The 19,764-nt window shown below is 66.7% G+C and carries 22 protein-coding genes; 7 read left to right on the forward strand and 15 right to left on the reverse strand.

What is annotated here, in order from left to right; translation table 11 throughout:
* Positions 1–8: 8 nt before the first annotated feature.
* Both AC5W7N_RS14315 and AC5W7N_RS14320 read right to left on the reverse strand, forming a co-directional pair.
* Entirely contained in the window at positions 9–2,054 is a 2,046-nt protein-coding gene (locus AC5W7N_RS14315; protein ID WP_195006809.1) for an ATP-binding protein, read from the reverse strand.
* A gap of 5 nt (positions 2,055–2,059) precedes the next feature.
* Positions 2,060–3,676: a carboxyl transferase domain-containing protein gene (locus AC5W7N_RS14320; protein WP_495923483.1), complete on the reverse strand. Its 1,617-nt coding sequence runs from the start codon at positions 3,674–3,676 to the stop codon at positions 2,060–2,062.
* Positions 3,677–3,769: 93 nt separating this feature from the next.
* Between AC5W7N_RS14320 and AC5W7N_RS14325 the strand changes: the two genes are divergently transcribed.
* The gene (locus AC5W7N_RS14325) at positions 3,770–4,363 is read left to right on the forward strand and encodes an SACE_7040 family transcriptional regulator (protein WP_194992342.1); all 594 of its coding nucleotides are present in this window, start codon (positions 3,770–3,772) and stop codon (positions 4,361–4,363) included.
* 292 nt (positions 4,364–4,655) lie between these two features.
* Here AC5W7N_RS14325 and AC5W7N_RS14330 read toward each other — a convergent pair whose 3' ends face one another.
* Positions 4,656–5,402, reverse strand: coding sequence for a 3-hydroxybutyrate dehydrogenase (locus AC5W7N_RS14330; RefSeq protein WP_194992341.1), 747 nt, complete (start codon positions 5,400–5,402; stop codon positions 4,656–4,658).
* A 109-nt stretch (positions 5,403–5,511) separates the two neighbouring features.
* Complete coding sequence (locus tag AC5W7N_RS14335; RefSeq protein ID WP_495923484.1) at positions 5,512–6,921, reverse strand: MFS transporter; 1,410 nt, start codon at positions 6,919–6,921, stop codon at positions 5,512–5,514.
* A gap of 139 nt (positions 6,922–7,060) precedes the next feature.
* Here AC5W7N_RS14335 and AC5W7N_RS14340 point away from each other — a divergent pair, with 139 nt between their 5' ends.
* Positions 7,061–7,981, forward strand: coding sequence for a LysR family transcriptional regulator (locus AC5W7N_RS14340; RefSeq protein WP_163815258.1), 921 nt, complete (start codon positions 7,061–7,063; stop codon positions 7,979–7,981).
* Between the two features lie 29 nt (positions 7,982–8,010).
* On the opposite strand, the gene AC5W7N_RS14345 is transcribed toward AC5W7N_RS14340, so the two are convergent.
* Both AC5W7N_RS14345 and AC5W7N_RS14350 read right to left on the reverse strand, forming a co-directional pair.
* Entirely contained in the window at positions 8,011–8,610 is a 600-nt protein-coding gene (locus AC5W7N_RS14345) for a hypothetical protein (RefSeq protein WP_495923485.1), read from the reverse strand.
* Between the two features lie 430 nt (positions 8,611–9,040).
* Positions 9,041–9,163 carry a hypothetical protein gene (locus AC5W7N_RS14350; RefSeq protein WP_256673438.1) on the reverse strand — a complete coding sequence of 41 codons (123 nt, stop codon included), beginning with the start codon at positions 9,161–9,163 and terminating at the stop codon, positions 9,041–9,043.
* A gap of 199 nt (positions 9,164–9,362) precedes the next feature.
* Between AC5W7N_RS14350 and AC5W7N_RS14355 the strand changes: the two genes are divergently transcribed.
* From AC5W7N_RS14355 to AC5W7N_RS14370, 4 genes are all read left to right on the forward strand, one after another.
* Positions 9,363–9,788, forward strand: a complete 426-nt coding sequence (locus AC5W7N_RS14355; RefSeq protein ID WP_195020062.1) for a PPOX class F420-dependent oxidoreductase — start codon at positions 9,363–9,365, stop codon at positions 9,786–9,788.
* A gap of 13 nt (positions 9,789–9,801) precedes the next feature.
* On the forward strand, positions 9,802–10,575 hold the full coding sequence (cobM, locus tag AC5W7N_RS14360; protein WP_195006808.1) for a precorrin-4 C(11)-methyltransferase: 774 nt from the start codon (positions 9,802–9,804) through the stop codon (positions 10,573–10,575).
* Between the two features lie 760 nt (positions 10,576–11,335).
* On the forward strand, positions 11,336–12,637 hold the full coding sequence (locus tag AC5W7N_RS14365) for a helix-turn-helix domain-containing protein (RefSeq protein ID WP_195020061.1): 1,302 nt from the start codon (positions 11,336–11,338) through the stop codon (positions 12,635–12,637).
* 275 nt (positions 12,638–12,912) lie between these two features.
* Entirely contained in the window at positions 12,913–13,617 is a 705-nt protein-coding gene (locus AC5W7N_RS14370) for a class I SAM-dependent methyltransferase (RefSeq protein WP_228815156.1), read from the forward strand.
* A gap of 264 nt (positions 13,618–13,881) precedes the next feature.
* Here AC5W7N_RS14370 and AC5W7N_RS14375 read toward each other — a convergent pair whose 3' ends face one another.
* Positions 13,882–14,748: an SDR family NAD(P)-dependent oxidoreductase gene (locus AC5W7N_RS14375; RefSeq protein WP_194990070.1), complete on the reverse strand. Its 867-nt coding sequence runs from the start codon at positions 14,746–14,748 to the stop codon at positions 13,882–13,884.
* Here AC5W7N_RS14375 and AC5W7N_RS14380 point away from each other — a divergent pair.
* The gene (locus AC5W7N_RS14380) at positions 14,729–15,277 is read left to right on the forward strand and encodes a TetR family transcriptional regulator (protein WP_324197355.1); all 549 of its coding nucleotides are present in this window, start codon (positions 14,729–14,731) and stop codon (positions 15,275–15,277) included. The genes AC5W7N_RS14375 and AC5W7N_RS14380 overlap by 20 nt on opposite strands.
* Positions 15,278–15,399: 122 nt before the next feature.
* Here the strand turns inward: AC5W7N_RS14380 and AC5W7N_RS14385 are convergent, their stop codons facing one another.
* The 8 genes from AC5W7N_RS14385 to AC5W7N_RS14420 form a co-directional block, all read right to left on the reverse strand.
* On the reverse strand, positions 15,400–15,945 hold the full coding sequence (locus AC5W7N_RS14385) for a hypothetical protein (protein WP_195020059.1): 546 nt from the start codon (positions 15,943–15,945) through the stop codon (positions 15,400–15,402).
* Between the two features lie 62 nt (positions 15,946–16,007).
* The gene (locus AC5W7N_RS14390) at positions 16,008–16,613 is read right to left on the reverse strand and encodes an SUKH-4 family immunity protein (RefSeq protein ID WP_195020058.1); all 606 of its coding nucleotides are present in this window, start codon (positions 16,611–16,613) and stop codon (positions 16,008–16,010) included.
* Positions 16,610–17,041 (reverse strand): hypothetical protein, encoded by a 432-nt coding sequence (locus AC5W7N_RS14395; RefSeq protein WP_495923486.1) that lies wholly within the window; start codon positions 17,039–17,041, stop codon positions 16,610–16,612. Before AC5W7N_RS14395 ends, AC5W7N_RS14390 begins: the two co-directional genes overlap by 4 nt.
* Before the next feature lie 118 nt (positions 17,042–17,159).
* On the reverse strand, positions 17,160–17,711 hold the full coding sequence (locus AC5W7N_RS14400; protein WP_495923487.1) for a hypothetical protein: 552 nt from the start codon (positions 17,709–17,711) through the stop codon (positions 17,160–17,162).
* A gap of 64 nt (positions 17,712–17,775) precedes the next feature.
* Positions 17,776–18,042 (reverse strand): hypothetical protein, encoded by a 267-nt coding sequence (locus tag AC5W7N_RS14405; protein WP_163815281.1) that lies wholly within the window; start codon positions 18,040–18,042, stop codon positions 17,776–17,778.
* Positions 18,039–18,791 (reverse strand): TNT domain-containing protein, encoded by a 753-nt coding sequence (locus AC5W7N_RS14410; RefSeq protein ID WP_163815283.1) that lies wholly within the window; start codon positions 18,789–18,791, stop codon positions 18,039–18,041. Before AC5W7N_RS14410 ends, AC5W7N_RS14405 begins: the two co-directional genes overlap by 4 nt.
* A 27-nt stretch (positions 18,792–18,818) precedes the next feature.
* Entirely contained in the window at positions 18,819–19,220 is a 402-nt protein-coding gene (locus AC5W7N_RS14415) for a hypothetical protein (protein ID WP_495923488.1), read from the reverse strand.
* A 67-nt stretch (positions 19,221–19,287) separates the two neighbouring features.
* Positions 19,288–19,764 (reverse strand): SUKH-3 domain-containing protein, encoded by a 477-nt coding sequence (locus AC5W7N_RS14420; protein WP_194990076.1) that lies wholly within the window; start codon positions 19,762–19,764, stop codon positions 19,288–19,290.

The raw sequence follows: 19,764 nt of genomic DNA on the forward strand, positions 1-19,764 counted from the left end.
GTGTGGTCCTATCGGTCGGCAGCCGTTGTGGCAGCGGGGGAGTCGGTCGTCGGCGCCGGGGCGGCGTGGATCCTGGCGAGCACCTGGTCCAGGCTCACCTGATCGCCTGGCCGCACGAGCACTTCGACGGTGCCGGCGGTCGGCGCGGTCAGCGAATGCTCCATCTTCATCGCTTCCACCACGACCACCGGCGCGCCCGCGGCGACCTCGGCGCCGGGTTCGACCGGCACCGCGATCACCGAACCCGGCATGGGACTGCGGATTTCGGCGTCACCCAGATCGGCGTCGCCGGCGCGGACGTTCACCTCGGCCATCTCGCGCAGCGAGCAGACACCGGACGGGCCGGCCACCCACAGCCGGTTGTCGTGTTCGGCCAGGCGGTAGTCGTGGCGCACATCGTCGACGGTGATCGTCAGCGCGCCGGGGGCGGTGAGCTCGGCGGATACCGAGACCGGCGAACCGTCCTCGCCGATCCACAGCTGCGCCGCCGCCGGGGTGCCGGTCAGGTAGACGTGCTCGGTGCGGTTACCGCCCTCGAGCCGGATCGAGGTGGGTGCGGCGGATCCGAGGCGCCAGCCGGTCGGCTGATCCCACGGGTCGCCCGGCCGGGTAGGCCAGCGGCGCAGCCAGTGGTAGACGGCGGCCGCGGCGAACGCGTCGTCGGGCACCGGCGCAGGCGTGAAGTCGACGGCCCGGCGATCCAGCAGCGCGGTGTCCAGACGCCCGGCCACGACATCGGGGTCTTCGAGCAGGAACCGCAGGAACTCGATATTGGTGGTCACGCCGAGCACGACGGTCTCGCCCAGCGCCCGATCCAACGCCGCGAGCGCGGCCGCGCGGTCGGGACCGTGCGCGATGACCTTCGACAGCATCGGGTCGTAATCGCTGCCGACGACGGTGCCGACCCGCAGCCCGGAATCCACCCGCACGCCCTTGCCGCTCGGTTCGGCCAGGTCGACCACCGTGCCGCCGGTGGGCAGGAAGCCGCGCCCGGGATCCTCGGCGTAGACCCGCGCCTCGACGGCATGCCCGATGAGCCGGATGTCCTCCTGCGCCAAGGTGATCCGCTGCCCGGCCGCCACCCGCACCTGACATTCGACCAGGTCGACACCGGTCACCATTTCGGTGACCGGATGCTCCACCTGGAGGCGGGTGTTCATCTCCATGAAGAAGAACTCGTCCGGGCGGTCGGCCGAGACGATGAATTCCACCGTGCCCGCGCCCACGTAGTCGACGCTGCGCGCGGTATTGCAGGCCGCCGCACCGATCCTGGCCCTGGTGGCCGCGTCCAGCAGCGGCGAGGGCGCCTCCTCGATCACCTTCTGATGCCTGCGCTGCAAACTGCATTCACGTTCGCCCAGGTGCACCACATTGCCGTGCTGGTCGGCGAGGATCTGCACCTCGATATGGCGGGGCCTGGTGACGAACCGCTCGATGAACAGGGTGTCGTCGCCGAACGCCGCCGCGGCCTCGCGGCGGGCGCTGACCAGTGCGGCGGGCAGCTCACCCGGTTCGTGGACCAGCCGCATCCCCTTGCCGCCACCACCCGCGGACGGCTTGACCAGCACCGGATAGCCGATGTCGGCGGCGGCCGCGATCAGCGCGTCGTCATCGAGGCCGGGCTCGGCGATACCCGGCACCACCGGCACGTCGAACGCGGAGACGGTGTTCTTGGCGGTGATCTTGTCGCCCATCACCTCGATCGCCTTCGCCGGCGGACCGAGGAACACGATGTCCTTTTCGGCCAGCGCGGCGGCGAAAGCGGCGTTCTCGGACAGGAATCCGTAACCGGGGTGCACGGCCTGGGCGCCGGTGCGCACGGCGGCGTCGACCACCTTGGCGATATCGAGATAGCTCTCGCGGGCGGGCGCGGGACCGAGCCGGACCGCGACATCGGCCTCGCGCACATGCCTGGCACCGGCGTCGGCATCGCTGTAGACCGCGACCGAGCGGATGCCCATGGAGCGCAACGTGCGGATGACGCGCACCGCGATCTCGCCGCGATTGGCGACCAGAACGGTGTCGAAACCGACGGGATGATTCGTGTTCAGCATGGTCATCACATCCGGAAGACGCCGTAGGAGACAGGTTCCAGCGGAGCCTGCGCACAGACCGACAGGGCGAGGCCGAGCACGGTTCTGGTGTCGGCGGGATCGATCACGCCGTCGTCCCAGATCCGCGCGGTGGAGTAGTACGGGTTGCCCTGCCGCTCGTACTGATCCCGGATCGGGGCCTTGAACGCCTCCTGATCCTCCTCGGTCCAGGGCTTTCCGCTGCTGTCGAGCTGATCGCCGCGCACCGTCGACAGCACCGACGCCGCCTGCTCACCACCCATCACCGAGATCCGGGCATTGGGCCACATCCACAGGAAGCGCGGTGAGTACGCGCGCCCGCACATGGAGTAGTTGCCCGCACCGTAGGAACCGCCGATGACGACCGTCAGCTTCGGCACCCGCGCGCACGCCACCGCCGTCACCATCTTCGCGCCGTGCTTGGCGATGCCGCCCGCCTCGTAATCGCGTCCCACCATGAACCCGGTGATGTTCTGCAAGAACAGCAGTGGGATCTTTCGCTTATCGCACAGTTCGATGAAATGCGCGCCCTTCATGGCGGATTCGCTGAACAGCACGCCATTGTTGGCGACGATGCCGACCGGATGGCCGTGGATGTGGGCGAATCCGGTGACCAGGGTCTTGCCGTACTCGGCCTTGAATTCGTGGAAGCCGCTGCCGCCGTCGGGATCGCCGTCGACGATGCGGGTGATCACCTCGCGCACGTCGTACGGGGTGCGCAGGTCGACCGGCACCACGTCGTAGAGCTCCTCGACCGGCGCCGCGGGCTCGATGGGAGTGCGTACCTCCCAGGGGCTTTCGGGCCGGGGGCCGAGCGTGCTCACGATGCGGCGCACGATGCGCAGCGCGTCCTGATCGTCGTCGGCGAGATGGTCGGTGACGCCGGAGGTCCGCGAATGCAGCGCGCCGCCACCGAGCTCCTCGGCGGTGACCACCTCGCCCGTGGCCGCCTTCACCAGCGGCGGACCGCCGAGGAAGATGGTGCCCTGATCGCGCACGATCACCGCTTCATCGCTCATCGCGGGCACATACGCGCCACCCGCGGTGCAGGAACCCATCACCGCCGCGATCTGGGCGATGCCCTTGGCGCTCATATTCGCCTGGTTGTAGAAGATCCGGCCGAAATGCTCGCGGTCGGGGAACACCTCGTCCTGATGCGGCAGGTAGGCCCCGCCCGAATCGACCAGGTACACGCAGGGCAGATGGTTCTGCAACGCGACTTCCTGGGCACGCAGATGCTTCTTCACCGAGAGCGGGTAGTAGGTGCCGCCCTTGACCGTCGCGTCATTGGCGACGATCACGCATTCGCGCCCCGACACCCGGCCGATGCCGGTGATGACGCCGGCGCCGGGGCATTCGTCGTCGTACATGCCGTTCGCGGCCAGCGGTGAGAGCTCGAGGAACGGGCTGCCCGGGTCGAGCAGTTGATCCACCCGCTGCCGCGGCAGCAGCTTGCCGCGTGCGATATGGCGCTGCCTGGCCTTCTCCGGGCCACCGAGCGCGGTCGCGGCGAGCCGGGCACGCAGATCGGCGACCAGCGCCTGATGCGCCGTGTAGTTGTCGGAGACCGCAGCGCTCGCGCGCGGGTCCTGAGTCATCGTCATCACGCCATCCTGCCGGTCAGTTAATCGCTGATAACTGGAATACAGGTTAATCTTGACTAACCGAGTTGTCCAGACCGGCTGGGAGGAGCGCCGATGACCGGCACGGAAACCGGCACGCTCACGCGCCGTGAACAGCAGAAAGCCGAGCGCAGGCGGCAGTTGCTCGATGCCGGCGCGCGCCTGATCGCCGACCGCGGCTTCCTCGGCGTGCGGCTCGATGATCTGGGCGCGGCGGTAGGCATTAGCGGGCCCGCGGTGTACCGGCACTTCCCGAACAAGGAAGCGCTGTTGGTCGAACTGCTGGTCGGGGTCAGTCGCAGGCTCTTCGAGGGCGGCGAGGCCGTGGTGGCCGATGCGTCCTCGCCCGCCGAGGCGCTCGGCAGGCTGGTCGATTTCCATCTCGATTTCGCGCTCGGCGAGCCCGAACTGATCCGCATCCAGGATCGCGATCTCGACAACGTCCCCGAACCCGCGCGCCGGGAAGTGCGCCGCTTCCAGCGCCGCTACGTCGAGATCTGGGTGGGCGTGCAGCGCGAACTGCATCCGGAACTGGCCGAGGACGCGGCCCGGGTGAAGGCGCACGCCGCGTTCGGCCTGATGAACTCCACCCCGCACAGCGCGACACCGGCGACGGCAGCGCGGGCGCGGGCGATCTTGCGCGATATGGCGATCGCCGCGCTGAGCTGACCGGTGCGCGGGGCGGCGAGTGCTGGACATGTAATGGCTGTGACCGGCCCGGTGGGCGCCGCACCCTGCTTGGCTGTGAACGGTCAAGTGGGCGCCCTGCTCGCGACGGCTGCGCTCGAGGCGCGTGTCAGGGCTGCGGCCGCCTGGCAAGATATGGCGGCTGTCGGTGTGCCGGATCGGCCCCCTCATAGCGCCGACCCGGCACGTCGGGTGCTGGAGCGAGCGGCGCGGCCTCTGGCCTGACCAGGTGGACTCGCCGCGGCCCCGCGCACCGGCACCCGCCACCGACCGATCACCGGGCGCTCCAACCTCCGTCCATCGTGTAGGACGCGCCGGTGACCATGCCCGCCTCCGGCCCGGCCAGCCAGGCGGTGAGCGCGCCGACCTCCTCCGGCTCCACCAGCCGCTTGATCGCGCTCTCGGTGAGCAGAATGCGTTCCAGCACTTCACTTTCCGCGATGCCGTGGGTGCGGGCCTGGTCGGCGATCTGCTTGTCGACCAGGGGGGTGCGCACATAGCCGGGGTTGACGCAGTTGCTCGTCACACCGTGCCTGCCGCCCTCCAACGCGGTGACCTTGGAGATGCCCTCCAGCGCGTGCTTGGCGGCGACGTAGGCGACCTTGTACTCCGAGGCGCGCAGCCCGTGCACCGAGGAGATATTGACGATCCGGCCGAACCCGTTGGCATACATGTGCGGGAGCGCGGCCCGGATCAGCAGGAACGGTGCCTCGGCCATCAGCGTCATCAGGGTGCGGAACCGCTCGGGCGCGAACTCGGGGATGGGGTCGATGCTCTGGATACCGGCATTGTTCACCAGGATCTCGACCTCTAGCGTCAGCGCTTCGAGTTCGCCCACCGCCAGCAGATCGACACCCCACGCGCTGCCGCCGAGCTCCTCGGCCAGCGCCTTCGCGCCGACCTCATCGATATCGGCGACGGTGACGTGGGCCCCGCGGGCGGCGAGCGCCCGGGCGCAGGCCGCGCCGATCCCGCTCGCCCCGCCGGTCACCAGGGCGCGGCGCCCTTCGAGCGTGTTCACCGCGCCGTCCTCCGAGTGCATGGGCTCGCAGCGGATGTGCTGGTTCTCGCGCGTCCGGGCGCGGTGCCGGGACGGTCGTCCCGGCTGACCGGCCCATGCTGGATGCCGATCATTTCGCCGTCACCGGGGCCGGGGTGGGTGCGGGTGCGGTGGCCCGTGCGGCCTCGCCCGCCAGGTACTTCGCATCGGCCGAGTCGATCTGGGCAAGATCCAGCCCACTCGTCTCGCGGGCGACGATCACCGCGACGGCGGTGAGCGCGCAGGCTCCGGCCAGGTACCAGGCGATGGGCACCGAGGAGTCGAAGGTGTCCAGCAGCCGCACCGCGATGATCGGGGCCAGCGAGCCCGCGACGATCGAGGTCACCTGATAGCCGAGCGAGACACCGGAGTACCGCATCCGGGTCGGGAACATCTCGGCCATGATCGCCGGCTGCGCGGCGTACATGAGGGCGTGGAACAGCAGGCCGATGATGATGGCGGCCAGGATGACCGCGTTGTGGCCGCTGTCCATCATCGGGAAGGCGAAGAAGCCCCAGGTGCCCGCGGTGATCGCGCCGAGCAGGTACACCGGGCGCCGGCCGAACCGGTCGCTGAGCCTGCCGACCATCGGGATCGCGAAGAAGTGGATCGCGTGCGCGATCAGCAGCCACCACAGGATGGTGTCGGTATCGACGTCGACCTGCACCTTCAGGTACGTGATGGTGAACGTGACCACCAGGTAGTACATGATGTTCTCGCCGAAGCGCAGGCCCATCGCGGTGAAAACCCCACGCGGGTAACGCTTCAGCACCTCGACCACGCTGAACGAGGTGGCACGGGCCTTCTCGGCCTCCTGCTGCGCGGCCACGAAGATCGGCGCGTCGGTGACCTTGGTGCGCACGTAGTAGCCGATCAGCACCACCACCGCCGACAGCCAGAACGCGACCCGCCAACCCCAGCTCAGGAATGCCGCGTCCGACAGCGTGGAGGTCAACGCCAGCAACACCACCGTGGCCAGCAGATTGCCCGCGGGCACACCGGCCTGCGGCCAGCTCGCCCAGAATCCGCGGCTGCGGTTGGGGCTGTGCTCGGCCACCAGCAGCACCGCGCCGCCCCATTCACCGCCGACGGCGAATCCCTGGATGAACCGCAGGATCACCAGCAGCGTCGGCGCCCAATAGCCGACCTGGCCGAAAGTGGGCAAACAGCCCATCAGGAACGTCGCCGCACCCACCAGCAGCAGGCTGAACTGGAGCAGCTTCTTGCGGCCGTACTTGTCACCGAAGTGACCGAAGACGACGCCGCCGAGCGGGCGGGCCGCGAAGCCCACCGCGTAGGTGACGAACGCGGCCAGGATCGCATCCAGATCGCTGGTGGTCTCGGCGAAGAACACCTTGCTGAACACCAGCGTCGCGGCGGTGCCGTACAGGAAGAACTCGTACCACTCGACCACCGTGCCCGCCATCGACGCGGCGACCACTCTCCGCAGGCCGGTCGGTACTCCTTTGTCATCGGTCTTCGCCGCGTCGTGCACGCTCATCGTCGAAACTCCCTCATCATCGCGACCACATCACTGATCGAATGTGATGGCCGCCACAGGCCATGACGATGAGTATCAGCGCACACCGATGTCGGCGGCAATGACCAGATGCGCAGGGCGTATCTGCAAAAATGCAGAAATGAACGCGTCCGCTCCGGGTCCGGCTCGTCGTCCCAGCGCCGATGATCTGCTGGTCCTGCTGGCCGTCGGACGGTCGGGACGCTACGTCACCGCGGCGAACGAGCTCGGTATCAACCACACCACCATCGCCCGCCGGATCGCCGCGCTGGAACAGGCCCTCGGCGGGCGGGTGCTCACCCGGGCCGCGGGCGGCTGGGAGCTCACCGAACTCGGCCGCACCGCGCTGGTCGCGGCGGAGACCATCGAGACGGCCGTCAAGTTCATGGCGGGCCCGCGGGGGCAGCGCGAGCTGGAGGGGGTGGTGCGGATGTCGGCGACCGACGGTTTCAGCGCCTATCTCGCCGCGCCCGCCGCCGCGCGGGTGCGGCGAGAGCATCCGCGGGTGGCGGTCGAGATCGTGGCGACGACTCGGCGCGCGTCCCAGCAGCGGTCCGGGTTGGATATCGAGGTGGTGGTGGGCAAACCACAGGTGCAGCGGGCCAAGGCGATTCGACTCGGCGACTATTGTCTCGGCCTCTACGGCTCCCGCGATTACCTGGCCGAGCACGGAACGCCTGCGTCCATCGCCGATCTGGCCGGACATCCGCTGGTCTACTTCATCGACTCCATGCTCCAGGTGGACGATCTGGATCTGGCCTCCAGCTTCGTCCCTACCCTGCCCGACTCGGTGACCTCCACCAATGTCTTCGTCCACGTCGAAGCCACCCGCGCCGCCGCGGGCCTCGGCCTGCTGCCCTGTTTCATGGCCGACCGCCACGCCGACCTGGTCCGCGTCCTGCCCGAAGCCGTCGCCATCCGGCTGTCCTACTGGCTGGTGTCGCGTCCCGAAACCCTGCGCCGCCCGGAGGTGTCGGCGGTCGTCGACGCTCTGGTGCAGTTGGTCGCCGAACAGCAGCCTGCGCTACTCGGCAGGCACTGAGGGTTCGTGCGGCCCGGCGCCACGCCCGTTCACCGGCGCCGGACCGTTGACGGCAGATGCCCCTTCCGGTACCACTCGACCACCGATCGCGAGGCGTGGGCGATATCGGTGCCGGGGACGACGACCGTGTACCACGTGCCGAGGCCGTGCAGCCCGTTGATCGAACATTCGTAGCCGATGCGATGTGCCAGTCCGCGCACCCAGCGGATCGCTTCCGCCCGCTCCGCTGGCGACGTTCGACCGGCGTCGCAGACGATGAGCAGGCGGCGTGCGGCGATGCTCAGCGCCGAATTGGTTGCCATATCCCGCATCCGGCGTTCGATCGAGCGGATTCGCCGGGCGCGGTCGAGCCGCCGGATGACCGTCGCGCTGCCCGTCCAGTCGCCGAACGAGAACTCGATCAGCGAGCGATCCACGAGGACGATGATCGCCGCGGTTCCGGGTTCGGCCGCCGTCGGTGGGCTCGTCTTCCCGGTCGCTCGGTGGTGGTTTCGATCTCGATCGTCCACCCGGTGGGCCTCGGGCAAGGGCACCGAAATATTAGGTGCGCCACCGTAGCTCGCGGGTATGCCGTTGCGGCGGAGCTCTGCGACCACCGCCTCGAGTAGGCGCGTCGGCCGGCCGATCACGACCGGTGATCGTCCGGCTCCCGAGAGTGTCGACGGCGTACAGCGTTGCGGCCGCGCGCGTATCGCGCTGCCGCTACGGTTCCCCTTCGTCACGATCACGACTGCCGTTCCCGTCTGCTCGTACGTGCTGCGTCCTGGCGTCGAACATGTCCTTGATGCGGGCCTTGATCTCCGCGGTGCTGAAACTCGACCCGCGGTGTGTTCTTCGCTCCGCGATTCCGGATGAAGTCATGAGTACTCCTCAGGTAAAACGACCGGCCTTTTAACGGCAACCGCCGCGCTTTTTTGCACGGCGGTACATCCTGCTGTGAATCCCGTATTCGACCGGGAAAAAAATAGTCGCCAACTAGTCGGTGTGAATTTTCTGGGTGCTGTGGATCGAAACGCCGCCTGCCCGGTTCCGTGTGGCTCGGCGCGAGCGAAAATCCGATCAGCCCTTGCGCTTACGGACGATCACCGACTCATTCGCCGCCTGCTCACGCTTCGCGGCCCGGCGCTCCTTGATCGTGCTGGCCGGTTTCTTCATGGTCTTGCCGCGAGATTTGTCACCCATTGTCGCTCCTGCTTTCGAAGTTCCAACTGGCTTCGACCATACGTCAGAAAAAAATAAAAGCCAGTCCGTTCGCGGCGGGTGCGAAAACTGCTGATGGGCGTGATGACCACCTGGCCCTTCGGCGCCGACCGACCGGAGCGGGTGTGACATGCGTTCGTTGTGCGCGGGCATCGGACGATCGCGGCTCTAGGCTGGGTGGATGGCTTCGTTGACGGATCCGAAGGTGCGTGAGTTTCTCGGTCACGGCACTCGCACGGCCAAGGTGGCGTTCACGGCGGGGGACGGGCGGCCGGTGGTGGTGCCGGTGTGGTTCATCGTCGAGGGCGAAGAGCTGGTGTTCAACACCGGTAAGACCTCGGCCAAGGGCAAGGCGCTGGCGCGCGACAATCGCGTCGCGCTGTGCGTGGATCTCGAGCAGGAGCCGTATGCGTTCGTGCAGGTCCAGGGCACGGCGACGCTGTCGGAGGATCTCGATGAGCTGGTGCGCACCGCCACCGCGATCGGCAGCCGCTACATGGGTGCCGACCGGGCCGAGGAGTTCGGCAAACGCAACGGCGTGCCGGGCGAGCTGGTGGTGCGGGTGCGGCCGCACAAGGTCATCGCGGCCTTCGATATGACCGGCTGAATAGACTCACCGCATGACCGTGCACTTCATCGGCGCCGGCCCGGGCGCCGCGGACCTGCTGACCGTCCGCGCGGTCGAACTGCTGCGCAGCTCCCCGGTCTGCCTGTACGCGGGAACCTACCTCGACCCCGAGGTGCTCGCGCACTGCGCGCCCGGCACCGAGCTGATCGACACCCAGCACCTGGATATCGACCAGATCATTGCCCACCTGGTGCGCGCCCACGAATCCGGCCGCGACGTCGCCCGTCTCTGCTCCGGCGACCCGTCGATCTATTCCGCCCTCACCGAACAAACCCGCCGCCTCGACGCGCACGGCATCCCCTGGGACGTCACTCCCGGCGTCCCCGCCTACGCCGCCGCGGCTGCCATCCTCGGCACCGAACTCACCGTCCCCGAGGTGGTGCAATCGGTAGTCCTCACCCGCACCCAGGCCCGCTCCACGGCCATGCCCGAATCCGAGGCCCTGGCCGAATTCGCCCGCACCGGAGCCACTCTCGTCCTGCACCTGGCCATCACGCGCATCCGCACCCTGGCCGCCGAACTCGCCGAGTTCCACGGCCCCGATTGCCCCGCGGCGGTCGTCTACCGGGCCAGCCAGCCCGAGGAACTGGTGTTGCGCGGCACGCTCGCCGATATCGCAGACCAGGTAGACGCCGCGGAATTGCGCCAGGCCGCCGTCATCCTCGTCGGCCGAGCCCTGCAATCCGGAATATCCTGTGTGGGGTCCCATTTGTACGACCCGGGCCGGGACCGTGACCTCGGCGGTGCCGGATCGTTCGGCGGTTAGCGTCGCGATCCAGCTGGCACGCAGCCGTCATCGAGTGCGTTGTCGCCTCGAATCCGGCGTGATGCGCCCGGCCGCAACCAATGTGACGAACGCGGCGCGCTTACGAGCACAATCGTGCTCGCGGTGATGCTGCATCGCGCGATGCGCGTCCTCGAGCGAGAGCGGCGCCAACGGCAACCCGCAGGTCCACGCCGTCGGATCGAAGCCCGGCACCGTCGGCCGCGTCGCACGCGCCCGCCGAGGTGCCGGCGGTTCCGGCCGGTCGGCCGGCCACACGCACCCCACGATCAACACTGCCGCACCGCACCCCGCGAGCGCCGAAACAACCCCCGTCAACACATGCCAAGAATCCACCCCGCTCACCCCCGCTCCACAAGCCGCACCAGCCCATCACGAACCGCCACCAACATCGCGACCTCCCTTGCCAACTCCTCGCCCGACATCTGACGAGGGGGACATGGGACCGGCCGCTGCGGCGCGCAGCCCGCCTGACGTCGTCGAATCGCTGTGTCCATGGGTGCCTTTCGGGTCGGGCACTCGGCGCCGGGGGCTTTCGCCACCGGGCGGCGGCCTTGCCGGTCGGTGTGCCGAGTGGATCGGCATCGGCCCGGCGCCGGGTGCGGGATCAGCTTCGCGGGCGGGCGGGGGTGCGGCGACGCCGAAAACTGCGCAGCAGTGATGTGCAGAATCTGCCGTTGACATCCCTGACGTGCGGTTTCGGGACTAGAGTTCGCTGACCGCACATCGCAGGGGGCAATGGATGGACGACGAAAAGCTCACCAACGCATGGGAAATGCCCGCGTTCCGCACGCTCCTCGCCGCGGGCAGGCCCGGCCGGGCGCTGGCCCTGGTGCGCCAACAGATGGGCCTGTCCCAAGCCGACTTCGGGGCACTACTGCACTGGGATCGCACGCACACCGGCCGAGTGGAGCGCGGCGAAGTCGGCACCATCTTCGACGTGCGCGAACTGTGCCGCGCCGCCGACGCACTGGGCATCCCACGCACTGCCCTCGTCCCACTCTTGCTCGGAACCGAAGGTCCGGGGACCATCGGAAGCGGGGACGAAGGAGCCGAGGACGTGAACCGCAGACAGTTCGGCCTGGCAACGACGGTCGCCATCACCGGCGCCGCCGCCGATACCTCTGGCCCGGTGAAGGTCGGCACCCCGCACATCACCTACCTCCACGACCTGACCCGCCGACTGTGGGAGCACGACAACCGCTTCGGCGGGGGAGGGATCGCGCGCTACGCGCTGGAGCAGTACCGGTTGGCGCGGAGGTTGCTCGATTACGGGGAGTACGGGCCGCGCATCGGTGCCGAATTGATCGCCGCCACCGGTTGGCTTTCGAGCTGCGTCGGCTGGCTCACCTACGACGCGAACGAGCGTGCTGTGTCCCGCCGCTGCTACACCGACGCTGTCATGCTGGCCGAGCACAGCGGCGACGACGACCTGATGGCCGGTGCGCTGGGCGGGCTCAGCATCACCTTGACGGACCGTCCGACAAAGAGCCGCGAACCGATCCGGGTGACGCAGCGAACCAGTGAGCTGGCCAGGCACGTTCCCTCGGCGCGTCTCAACGCACTACGAACCGCACGTTTGGCTACCGCCTACGCGGCGGTCGGCGAACGCCGGGAGTTCGAACGTGCAACGAATTCGGTATGGCGCGAAGTCGATCGCGGTCTCGATGACGCCAACGATCCCGTATGGCTGAGGTTCGTCACCGAGCCCGAGCTGCGCGTCCTAGCAGCCAAAGGCCACCAGATGCTCGGCCAACACCACCGCGCCGCCACCCTCTTCCACGAAAGCCTCACCCGCCCCGGCAACCTCCCCCGGGACGAAGCCTCCTACCGCACCTACTACGCCGCCTCCCTGGCCGGCCTCGGCGACCTCACCGAAGCCATCACCGCAGCCAACTCCGCCTTGGACCTTCTCGACGGCCCCGTCCGATCCCCCCGCCTACTCGCCGACCTCCGCCCCGTCCGAGCCGCCGCCCACCACGCATCCTCCGACACAGCCGCCCGCTTCCGCCGCCGATACGACCGGTTGGTCAGAGCTCGGTAATCAGCACAGAGTCGAGTTCTCGCGAGGGCAGCTGCACCCGGGCAGGTCCGAACTGGTCCTCTCAGATGTCCACTTCACCAGCAGTCCGGGTAGGGATGGACCGTCAGGCGGCGGTATCGGAAAGCTTTAGTTGCCCACAGTCCTTATTAAAGGTTGCTCGCTAACCTTTAATAAGGACTACACCTGTAGAGGCTTGTGTAGCGTCCTCCTGGCGCCGGGTCCGGTTCACCGGCAGGATGGGGTACGTGCCCGAAAGTTCCGCTGATGCAGTCGATATGGCTGTCGATAACGACTACGACGGCTTCGCCGAGGGCTATACCGCCGAAACCGAAGACAACCTCATCAACGGCTACTACGCGCGGCCCGCGATCGTGGACCTGGCCGGCGACGTGACCGGCCGCCAGGTTCTCGATGCCGGCTGCGGCTCCGGACCGATATTCGCGGCGCTGCGCGACCGAGGCGCCATCGTGACCGGCTTCGACTCCAGCACGAAGATGGTGGAGCTTGCCCGCCAGCGACTCGGCGCCGACGCTGCTGTCCGAGTCGCCGATATCCGGGATCCGCTGCCGTACCCAGATGCCGCGTTCGACGACGTCATCGCCTCCCTGGTGCTGCACTACCTGGAGGACTGGACCGCCCCGCTGGCCGAATTCCGCCGCGTGCTGAAACCCGGCGGCCGGCTCATCATCTCCGTCAACCACCCATTCATCTTCAAACTCGCCTACCGCGACTCCGACTATTTCGCCACCGTCGAGCACTCCGAGGAATACAGCTTCAACGGTCAAAGGGCCGTGCTCACCTACTGGCACCGCCCCCTGCACGCCATGACCGACGCCTTCACCACCGCCGGCTTCCGCACCACCACCATCAGCGAACCCCCACCTGCACCAGGCGCCCGCCAACGTTTCCCCGACGCCCTGCCGAAAACCACCTCCGGAGCGTTCCTGAGCTTCCTGTTCTTCGTTCTGGAGGCCGTGTAGCGGTCGGATGATGTGCGCGCCCAGGGCCTCGATGAGACGACCCCTCGTGAGCCGTCCTCGGCCGTCCTTCGTCGAGCACCACATGTGGACCGGACAATCGACGCCAGCCGTGGCGTATCGCAGCAGACTCGACGCTCGTCGATACGCACGGCAGAGTCGGGGGACAGGCGACACCGGCGGTGGTGACTCAGCTCCTACGTCTGCCCTCGACGCTGAGAGGAGCGTTGCGGTGGGTCTTGTCGGTCCGTTCGCGCGACGGCGGGATCACATTGCGGTCAGCCGGTCGCGATGTGTCGCACACAGGTCCCAGATGGTGTTTCGGGTCCTTTCGTCCAAGGCGGCGTCGGGCCATCGGGTCGGGGCGGCCTTGCTGTTGAAGTAGGTGCCGCTGGTTTCTCGAACCTCGGGACTGGACGCGAGATAAACACTGGACCGCGTGGCCGCGAGCAGCGCCCGGTGCCCATAGACGACCGGCATCGCCAGTCGCAACAGCGGCACGATCGGGCGGGCCAGTAGTGGGTACGTGCCGATGGTGAGGCTCTTGTTCATCGAGGTGTAGGCGTGACCGGGGTAAGCCACGTTCAGCGTCACCGGCCTCCCTTCGAGCTCCTGGGCGAAGCGGTAGCTCATCGCCATCTGTGCCAGCTTGGTCTGGTTGTAGAAGGAGAGGCCGACGTAGGACTTCTCGCCCTGGAGGTTGTCCAGGTCGATACCGCCTTTCGGGATGCCGCCGGTGATGTTTATGACCCGACCGGCGCCCGAGGCTATGAGCGCCGGCATCAGCCAGTGCGTCAGACAGAACGGTGCGACGACGTTGACCGCAAACGCGGTTTCGAGGCCGTCCTCGGTCACCTCTCGGTGCGACCTCGTCGCTCCCGCATTGTTGATCAGCACGTCGACGCTGCTGTTCCGGCTGCCGACCTCGTCGGCGAGGCGCTTCACTTCGCCGAGCCGTGACATGTCCGCTGTGATCGCCTCGACGCTGTTGTTGCCGCTGGAGCCGCGGAGTTCCGCTGCCGCGGCTTCGGCACGGTCTCTGTCGCGCCCGACCAGGATGACGCTCGCGCCGAGCCCTGCCAGGCGCCGCGCGGTCTCCTTCCCGATCCCTCCAGTGCTCGCCGAGATAGCCATCGACCTGTTCGCCCGACAGGGCTTCGAGAACACGACCGTCGATCAGATCGCGCGAGCAGCCGGCATGACCAAGCGCAGCTTCTTCCGGTACTTCCCCACCAAGGAAGACGTGGTCTTCGACGGCATCGACCTCACTGGCGAGGACGTGGTCGCCGACATCTCCGCCCGACCCGCGGACGAAGACCCCTGGGATTCCCTCCATCACGTATTCCGTGCCCGGCTGGACGATATCCAGGCCAGCGAGCAGGTCCTCGTCACCCTGCAACTCATCGAGGCCACGCCTGCACTGGTCGGAAGACTCCACCAGCGACGAGCGGAATGGCGACAGCGAGTCAGCGACGCGCTCAAAGACCGACGAGGCTCAGCGGTCGACGCATACACAGCCGACTTACTCACCAACGCCGCAACGGCCGTACTCGATGCAGTGTCCAGCCACTGGGTGCGATCAGGCGGGAAGTCGGACCGCCGAATGCTTCTCGACCAAGGATTCGATCAAGTCCAGGTGGCCCCCGACACGCCTCAGCGCTGACGGTCGATACCCTGCCGTCGGCGACAAACGCCTTGCCCCGCAACAACTAGGAATCGGGTGCGCTGATAGGCCGGCCACTGGGCATTGTGATCGGCAGCAGGGCCGCTCGGCATCTGTTCCTGCTAGAACTCGAACGTCCCGGTCGGCGGCCACATCCCGTTCTGGCGGCTGCGGGCCTGCGCCCATCCCGTCGCTTGTCTGCAGGTGACGTGGGTCGCGCGGGTGTCCGTGTGATACCGGAGGCTGTGTTTGTTGATCGTGAGTAGGCGTTGCACTGGCGGTTCCGCCGGCGGCACCGTCAATGATTCGGCCTGGACTCGATATTCGATCTCCGCCGGGGTCTCCCTTGTCCGCTCGATGTGCACCCTCCACGTCGCCGGATACACCTGGTAGCCCTGCACCGGCCGGCCCGTCCGGATCGCTTCGTCGTACATTTCCCCGATCGTTTGGGGCGCCAGACTCGAGTGAGCCGTGATAACCCCGGTCTGCCGGTTGACGACGTAATTCCCCAGACCCACACCCTGGCCGCTCGCCATCTCCTCTGGTGTAAGGACTTCCTGCGCTACCCAGCCGTGTTCGGTCGGAAGAACCCAGAACGTGCGATTTGTTCGGAGAGCGCCCGCCAGGTATTCCCGCACCTGCTCCGGCGTTTCGAACCGCCCCACCATGTTCCGTCCCCCTCCTGCTCGTCCCAGTGAAACCTATTGTGCACGAAAACTTTCGCACCTAGCTATTGCTGAGCTCGGGAACGTCGATACATGTCGGCTACTTGCTTGTGCGGGAGATTCGGCCAGAGCGACAGACTGCCGGTTTGTCTGTCGATTACCCCTACTCCACCGCCGGCTCGTCGCGATCTGGGACGACGTGGTGTCGATTCGCTGGTAGGTGTTTCCTCGATCGCCGGTACCAGCGGATAGACCACGAACCCCTCGTCGAACTCGTACACTCCGCCACGACCTGGCTTGCCGGAGGTGGCGCGGCCCATCCACTCGTCGGCGATGGCTTGGGCTTGATAGATGTCGACCGGTCCGGCGCCGGGCCGCGGTGCAGGCTCCATGCTTCGGGGGAGGAGCGGGATAGCGACCCCCTCCACCCTCGGGACCGCGCCACTTTCGCGTTGCCGGTAGATCTCCAGCGCAGCGTTCTCGGCCGTCACCGGTGTTGCTTCTGGATCCTCGGCGGGATCTGATATTTTCACGGCTTCCCAGGTGCCGGCCGGGCCGAAGGATTCGGTGCGGCCGCCAGGGATCTGACGCAGGATGCCGGTCCTCCCGGAGGCGTTGCGCCGGGCGAAATACGAGACCAGCTCGGAACCTGCTGATACGAACTCGGTCAAAGGGTGGACCTGTAGCTGAACGACGGCGGTTGCCCGGCATCCTGTCTCGCGAACTCGTCCTCCCACATCTTGAAGGTGCGTTTGTAGAGGGTGGTGATAAGTGCGAGCTCGTCGGGGGTCAGTTTGCGTTGCTCTTCGTGCCTGCGATCAAAGGTTGCCTCTATTGTTTCGTACAAGGCGAAGATCGGCCCTTCGCCGCGGAGGTAGTGCATGCGAAGCTGCTCGGTAGCGCGAATGAATTCGCTCTCGGAACCGATAGTTGAAATGTCACTTTCTGTTCGGGCGCCGAGAATGGCTTCGACTATCTCGATCGATGCTTCCTCGAACCGGCCGGTCCGATTGTTGAGGATGATGCCGACATCGCGCCCATCAGGAGTCTTTTCGAGTCTGACCGAGCGGGCGAAATACCTGAAGAAGCGCGGTTTCATGGTCCAATCCGGAGGTGCGGGCGGTTATGACTCTCCCGACCTCGGTGCCAGGCCAGGAGCATCAATCTGGTAGGGATTACAGGCCGTCGAGCGGGCAGGTCGAGGGAAATGTCGGGACCTACGGTCCACCGATCTCGCCGGCCGCAGCCTCGCTCACGAGTATCCGTCCCGATTCCGGCCAGAACCCATGCTGGTTCAGCCTCTCGACCAGCCAAGATGTCACGGCTGTGGCGGTCGTCTCCGTCGGTTGATATCCCAGGGCGCCTTTCTCGATGACCAAACGGAACTCGTGCGGCGGCCGGCGGCGCGGTAGTTCGGTGACGAGGTATTCGATGCGGTCAGCGTTCTCCGTGATCCGCTGGAGGCTTACTCGCATCAACGGCGGGTGGACCTGACCGCCCGCGGGTGATCGCCCCGTCCGCATTGCTTCGGCGTAGTCTTCGGCGATCTTCGGACCGGGCCAGCTCGGATACTGATGCACCACGCCCGTCTCGGTGTTGACGACGAGGCTGGTCATTCCGATCGTTTGGCTGAACGTGATGTGCGGTCCCGGTTGCGGGCTGCACAGCCAGCCATGCTCGATCGGGCCGATGCGGTAATCCCGATCGGGGCCGAAGATTTGTTCCAGGTAGTGCTGGACCTGCTCGATTGATCGAAATGGCGGCGGCATCAGACGACTCCTGGACTGCATGCGAATTGTGGTACGAGCCAACCGGGTTGGGTGTGACGGCGGCTCAGCTCCGATTGAGTATGTCGGTGACCAGCATTCGCCCGCCGAGCAGGCGGAGGGCGGCGAGGCGGGAGTTGGCGCGGCCCAGGTTCTGGGTTCGGCAACCGCGTTCGTAGTAGAACACATCCCACCAGCCGTCCTCGGCTTCGATCATGCACCAGGCTTGTTCGCGCAATCGGCCCTCGGACACCAGCGAACTCGGAGTTTCGACGTTGGAGAACTGGGCCAGCTGGCTGGTCGGGTCCTGGGGAAAGAGCCCAGCTCCGGTCATTGTGCGATCTCCTCGATGAATTTCGAGCCCACCAGGTCGACGACGGGCATGAGGGTGAAGTATTGGGTGCCGCCGCCGGGCTGGCCGAACCATGGTGCGACCGGGCCCGCCCACACCGCCGTCTCGCTGATCACTCGCCAGCGGCGATAACCCGAATGCGCGTAGTCGATCGGGAGCGAGCGTTCGACGAAGGGCGTTCCCATGTCGTACATCAGACGGGTGTACGTCGAGCCGAACGAGTCCAGAATGCGGCCCGGTTGGAGCCGGATCGGTGCCCGGCCCGTCGGGTCGGCGAATCCGTCCGGGTGTTGTTTCGGATCCGGCCAGATCAATCGACGGACGCCCATCGGCAGTGTGCGATCCTCCGGCACGACGAACCGTTGAACCCAATCATCTTCGGTGAACTCGCCGAAAACGCCGCCCGCATCATCGTCCAGCAAAGCCTGCACGGCTGGATGCGAAATCGGCGCACCGCCAAGCGCACCCGCGGTCCCTCTGCCAGGAGCCAGCGGCTGCGACCCGTCGAGTCCGCCGCCGATCATGCCGAGCATGCCCCAGCACGCGGCATCCTGCCGGGTGTACACGCACCGATCGTGCCGGCCGCCGCGTTCGTACCAGAAGACCTCGAACGTGCCGTCGTCCTCTCCGGGCACCAGGCAATAATGATCGTCGGCCAACCGGCCGATCGAGTAGATAGATTCGGGTACGCGCAGCCCGCGCAGGATCATCCCGAGCTCGTTGTAATCCACGTCCTGCCCTCTCCTCAGCCTGCCGACTCAGCCCAGCAGCTTCTCGAACTCGCGTTCCGCAGCCCGCAGCCCATCCCGATCGAGAACCCCAGGAGCGAAGTTCCGTTCCCGCACATGGGCAATGAACTCGGCAGGCACCTCCACCCCGTACTGCCGCACAAAATACCCCCAATACGAAGGCCACGCCCACGTCCCATCGGTCGAATAACCGATCGACACTACCCGTTTCTTGCTCGGGTCCAAGGGATCATCGATCGACGCGGTAACCCAGAGAGCGTTGGATTGATCCAGGTACGCAGCCAGGGGTGCGCGAAGATCCTCGTCCAGCACACCGACCCGCTCCCGCAGGGGTACCTGCTCGAGCGGCGACTCATCGTCGGCGTCATCGAGTTGTGCGACGACTTCATCGAAATCGGGCAGTATGTACATCGCTCAGGTCTCCTTGTCGGATCGTGCCAAGTCTTCCGTATGCGCATCCGCCGTCGTCGAGCGGATACTATTCACCACTGCGGAACTCGATTATCGTTTCTGGCCATTTGTGCCGGCGAATTGCTAGATCAAGCGCGTCGGGAAAATTGTCGCCCAGCAGCCGAATGCCACCGGACCAATCTTGTAGTACAGATCCGTTCTCCGCGATGAGTAACGCACTTTCCCCTCCGCAGTCGGCCAGCGGCGAAAGCATCTGGCCCAAGCGGGATTCGATCCCTTCGTATCGCTCGCGCATGCCATCGCCGACCTCCATGGGGTCGAACTGAATCCGGGTGCCGGCGTACAGCGCTCCCTCTATGCGCTGTGGCGGGATTACGAGACCTCCGAAGCTCGTGATGACATCTATCGAATATTCCGAGAAGAAGAATCCCTGATCCCTCAACTCTTCGAGCCACGGCTGTGCGTTGAATTTTCGCTCAGGTGTCCATCCCGCCGCGGTCACGACTTCGGATGTTGTGCGGGTTGGCCATGCAAAGTCTGTCAT

The sequence above is a fragment of the Nocardia sp. CDC519 genome, assembly GCF_059509835.1.

Excerpts from the sequence above, each read along its gene's own strand:
- AC5W7N_RS14315 (WP_195006809.1), bottom strand. The coding sequence starts at position 2,054 with ATGCTGAACACGAATCATCCCGTCGGTTTCGACACCGTTCTGGTCGCC.
- AC5W7N_RS14320 (WP_495923483.1), bottom strand. The coding sequence starts at position 3,676 with ATGACGATGACTCAGGACCCGCGCGCGAGCGCTGCGGTCTCCGACAAC.
- AC5W7N_RS14325 (WP_194992342.1), top strand. The coding sequence starts at position 3,770 with ATGACCGGCACGGAAACCGGCACGCTCACGCGCCGTGAACAGCAGAAA.
- AC5W7N_RS14335 (WP_495923484.1), bottom strand. The coding sequence starts at position 6,921 with ATGAGCGTGCACGACGCGGCGAAGACCGATGACAAAGGAGTACCGACC.
- AC5W7N_RS14340 (WP_163815258.1), top strand. The coding sequence starts at position 7,061 with ATGAACGCGTCCGCTCCGGGTCCGGCTCGTCGTCCCAGCGCCGATGAT.
- AC5W7N_RS14350 (WP_256673438.1), bottom strand. The coding sequence starts at position 9,163 with ATGGGTGACAAATCTCGCGGCAAGACCATGAAGAAACCGGCCAGCACG.
- AC5W7N_RS14355 (WP_195020062.1), top strand. The coding sequence starts at position 9,363 with ATGGCTTCGTTGACGGATCCGAAGGTGCGTGAGTTTCTCGGTCACGGC.
- cobM (WP_195006808.1), top strand. The coding sequence starts at position 9,802 with ATGACCGTGCACTTCATCGGCGCCGGCCCGGGCGCCGCGGACCTGCTG.
- AC5W7N_RS14365 (WP_195020061.1), top strand. The coding sequence starts at position 11,336 with ATGGACGACGAAAAGCTCACCAACGCATGGGAAATGCCCGCGTTCCGC.
- AC5W7N_RS14370 (WP_228815156.1), top strand. The coding sequence starts at position 12,913 with ATGGCTGTCGATAACGACTACGACGGCTTCGCCGAGGGCTATACCGCC.
- AC5W7N_RS14375 (WP_194990070.1), bottom strand. The coding sequence starts at position 14,748 with ATGGCTATCTCGGCGAGCACTGGAGGGATCGGGAAGGAGACCGCGCGG.
- AC5W7N_RS14385 (WP_195020059.1), bottom strand. The coding sequence starts at position 15,945 with ATGGTGGGGCGGTTCGAAACGCCGGAGCAGGTGCGGGAATACCTGGCG.
- AC5W7N_RS14395 (WP_495923486.1), bottom strand. The coding sequence starts at position 17,041 with ATGAAACCGCGCTTCTTCAGGTATTTCGCCCGCTCGGTCAGACTCGAA.
- AC5W7N_RS14400 (WP_495923487.1), bottom strand. The coding sequence starts at position 17,711 with ATGCCGCCGCCATTTCGATCAATCGAGCAGGTCCAGCACTACCTGGAA.
- AC5W7N_RS14405 (WP_163815281.1), bottom strand. The coding sequence starts at position 18,042 with ATGACCGGAGCTGGGCTCTTTCCCCAGGACCCGACCAGCCAGCTGGCC.
- AC5W7N_RS14415 (WP_495923488.1), bottom strand. The coding sequence starts at position 19,220 with ATGTACATACTGCCCGATTTCGATGAAGTCGTCGCACAACTCGATGAC.
- AC5W7N_RS14420 (WP_194990076.1), bottom strand. The coding sequence starts at position 19,764 with ATGACAGACTTTGCATGGCCAACCCGCACAACATCCGAAGTCGTGACC.